General features: G+C 28.7%; 4 protein-coding genes. 3 read left to right on the forward strand and 1 reads right to left on the reverse strand.

Going from position 1 to position 2,090, the window contains the following annotated elements; all coding sequences use genetic code 11:
* A partial coding sequence (locus J671_RS24450) for a helix-turn-helix domain-containing protein (protein WP_250540680.1) occupies nt 1–175 on the reverse strand: 175 nt, incomplete at its 3' end.
* Between the two features lie 77 nt (nt 176–252).
* Between J671_RS24450 and J671_RS24455 the strand changes: the two genes are divergently transcribed.
* From J671_RS24455 to J671_RS24465, 3 genes are read left to right on the forward strand one after another with little or no spacing between them, the layout of a single operon-like run.
* On the forward strand, nt 253–948 hold the full coding sequence (locus J671_RS24455; RefSeq protein ID WP_031983748.1) for a hypothetical protein: 696 nt from the start codon (nt 253–255) through the stop codon (nt 946–948).
* A gap of 12 nt (nt 949–960) precedes the next feature.
* Nucleotides 961–1,314, forward strand: a complete 354-nt coding sequence (locus J671_RS24460; RefSeq protein ID WP_031983749.1) for a hypothetical protein — start codon at nt 961–963, stop codon at nt 1,312–1,314.
* 26 nt (nt 1,315–1,340) lie between these two features.
* Nucleotides 1,341–1,856 (forward strand): hypothetical protein, encoded by a 516-nt coding sequence (locus J671_RS24465; RefSeq protein ID WP_031983750.1) that lies wholly within the window; start codon nt 1,341–1,343, stop codon nt 1,854–1,856.
* Nucleotides 1,857–2,090 lie beyond the last annotated feature (234 nt).

Below are 2,090 nucleotides of genomic sequence, written 5' to 3' on the forward strand. Positions count from 1 at the left end.
TGAGTTTTCTGTGACCACGTCTACGTCTAGCGAAGGTGTTATCAGAAGCATATCGAGCTTGATAAACGTCATTGATGCTATTTCTTTTAAGCTCACGATAGATCGTACTAGGATGTCTTTTAATGAGTTCAGCAAATTTTCTGGCTGAAAAGCCTTCTTTTCTTGACTCAAGCATTAATGCAGTACGATCTTCAAAGTTAAGATGATGGTATGACAATTTTATATACTCCATAAACCCTTTAAATTAATTAGGTGGTTTATGTCGCACTTCAAGTTTTACTCTGCCGTGCTAAAACTTGGGTTCATTTTGATATAACTCGCTATGGAAAAGAATATTTATCAAAAGAGCTATTTGCAAATACTGTTGAAAATCTAAATGGTGACTATTTGGCGAACATTGTAAAGAAAAATAATTTGATAAACTTATTATCTTGTAGTGGGAATATTTCTATTCCGAGTAATGTTGTCCAACCTAAGCAAGAGAAAAATAAACTTTTTAATGAGGAAGATGCACGTAATGCATTAAAAGTTATTCATGAGAAATATGGTAAAGATATAGCAATAATTGTTGAAAAAATGTATAGGGTGGAAACTAGGCACTTTAAGTCAGAACAATATCAACATTGTGGTACTCCTGGCATGGAAAAAAATGGTTCAGCACCATATTATGGATGGGATTCTTCATTGTTTACAGATAAACCGATAGGAACATGGTCTGCTTATGAAAATGCGGGGCTAAGTGGCTCAGGAGGAAATGCACAAGTAACAACAAGTAAAAAAGTTTTTGTTTGTGTATCCTCAGTTTTGGTTGGTATGACATATGTAGCAAAATATATTAAAAAGTATAATGGAAATTATGCTCGATGGTTTGCGCTAGAAGATGGTAAACAAGCAGTTTATCGGAATGCATTAAGCAAAGTGAAAGCAAGAATCGTAACTGAACTTTAAAGAGGTTTTATAATGAAATTTGTATTTTTTTTATTTACATTATTTCTGATTTCGGGATGCAATGCAGAAAGTTCTAAAATCGCTTATGATCAAAAAAAGCAATGTAAGAATGATCTGATGTTAATAGCATCTAAGAATTTTGATTTTAATGGTATTAATAAGGATGATATAATCTTTGATTTTTCGGAAAAAGATTTTATAAAAATTTTTGTTAAAAGTAAAAGTGGAGTTAATAATGGTGCGACTTTTGGTTGGATAAGAATTGATAGGAAGGATAATAAGTTATATGACATTACATATGATGAAGAAAATAATATTCCAATGAATCTTTTTGATAGAAAAGATTATATAAGAAAATGTCTTTAATTAATTAAATTTTTGTGAGTATATTTGTGTCTAAGAAAATAATTTTATTAATAATTGTATGTTTTAATATTAGTGCTGCTTATGCAGCTAATAATATAGCTGATAAATGCTATATAAAAAATGAGATCGTATCAAATGAGTTAAATAAAGTTAGTGCAGTTCAGTTACCTTTTTCATCAAAAAGTAAGGTGAAAAATATAAATAGTAAAGCTATTTCTAGTTTTTCTAGTAATTTTTTTGAATATATTGATAGAAAAGGTGGTGATGTAACAGAATCAGGTATAATTATAAAATTACCAAATATTTGCGATAAAGTCGTATTTATTAGTTATTTTGTAGATGAGGGGGAGAATATTAATTATGCTTTAAATGTATTTAAGAATGGTGCAGGGAAGTCTGTCAATTTTGGAACTGGTTCAGAGTTTTGGATTGATGAAAAATATAATATAAAAGTAAAGTATTATCATGGAAAAAATATTTTTTATAAATACTTTAAAGTAAGTGAGAAGGGTGAGATATTAGAGTCAAAAAAACCATTCTAAAATAAATATAGCAATTAATTATACAGCAGATAATAATCTTAAAGAGATGAAACTAGTATGTTCAGTTGACTGATGTAAATTTTAAATTTAAAACCTAATATTTTTTGTAGACTGAGAAAACTGCATGTTTAAATTTTTTTTAATTGGTATGTTAGCTTGGACTAATGCTGCTAATGCTGAGTTTAATATAGAAAATAATCAAGATCAGCCAGTAAATATCAAATTAGGGTATCG

Source organism: Acinetobacter sp. 1130196, assembly GCF_000588095.1.
GTDB classification, from domain to species: Bacteria; Pseudomonadota; Gammaproteobacteria; order Pseudomonadales; family Moraxellaceae; genus Acinetobacter; species Acinetobacter nosocomialis.